Source organism: Luteococcus sp. Sow4_B9 (assembly GCF_052116585.1).
In the GTDB taxonomy this organism is placed as follows: domain Bacteria; phylum Actinomycetota; class Actinomycetes; order Propionibacteriales; family Propionibacteriaceae; genus Luteococcus.
Genome location: NZ_JBQKKT010000079.1, coordinates 1 through 495, shown reverse-complemented (window position 1 = coordinate 495; position 495 = coordinate 1). Strand labels below are relative to the sequence as shown.

Below are 495 nucleotides of genomic sequence, written 5' to 3'. Positions count from 1 at the left end.
CGTTAGTTCTTGAATGGTTGTGGTTTGGGAGAATTGGTCATGGCCAATTCTCCTGCCCCGGCGCTGGGTCTTCGTGAGGGTGATCGTGAACGTCTGGAGTCGTTGACGCGGTCCCGGACTGCTGAGGCGGGTGCGGTGATGCGGGCCAGGATCGTGCTCGCGGCCGCGGACGGTGTTGCCAATGACCGGATCGCCGAGCAGCTGGCGGTGTCGAAGAACACGGTGCTGGCGTGGCGGCGTCGTTACGCGGACAGGGGCATGGCTGGGTTGGTGGATGCGCCTCGTTCGGGCAGGCCGAGGGTCGTGGATCATCGCCAGATCGTGGCGACCACATTGAAGCCGCCGCCGAAGAAGTACGGGGTGACGCACTGGTCGAGCCGGCTGCTCGCTGCTCATCTGGGGGTGGGGAATGCGACGATTGCCCGTGCGTGGCGGGAGTACGGGGTGCAGCCGTGGCGCAGTGGGACGTTCAAGTTCTCCACTGACCCCGAGCTG

General features: G+C 65.3%; 1 protein-coding gene. It reads left to right on the top strand.

The genetic code is table 11. From position 1 onward, the window contains the following. Positions 1 to 39: 39 nt before the first annotated feature. Positions 40 to 495 (top strand): helix-turn-helix domain-containing protein (locus ACTQ49_RS15030; protein ID WP_441828640.1); only part of this gene is annotated, 456 nt, incomplete at its 3' end.